1 protein-coding gene is annotated in these 264 nt (G+C 66.3%); it reads left to right on the forward strand.

The features are described 5' to 3' along the window. Window positions 1–264: alcohol dehydrogenase catalytic domain-containing protein (locus FS767_RS22320; RefSeq protein WP_178102784.1), on the forward strand; the 264-nt coding region annotated here is incomplete at both ends.

Genomic DNA, 264 nt, shown 5'->3' on the forward strand with positions numbered 1-264 from the left:
CCGAAGATGCAAACCCCGCAGGGCAAGCGTATCGACCACGGCGTCATCCTGCGCGTGGTCTCCACCAACATCTGTGGTTCAGACCAGCACATGGTGCGCGGCCGGACCACTGCCCCCGAAGGCCTGGTGCTCGGCCACGAGATCACCGGCGAGGTCATCGAAGCGGGTCGTGACGTCGAGACCCTCAAGGTCGGCGATCTGGTCTCGGTGCCCTTCAACGTCGCCTGCGGTCGCTGCCGCACCTGCAAGGAGCAGGACACCGGC

It is taken from the genome of Pseudomonas sp. DE0010, from assembly GCF_007680745.1.
GTDB classification, from domain to species: Bacteria; Pseudomonadota; Gammaproteobacteria; order Pseudomonadales; family Pseudomonadaceae; genus Aquipseudomonas; species Aquipseudomonas parafulva_B.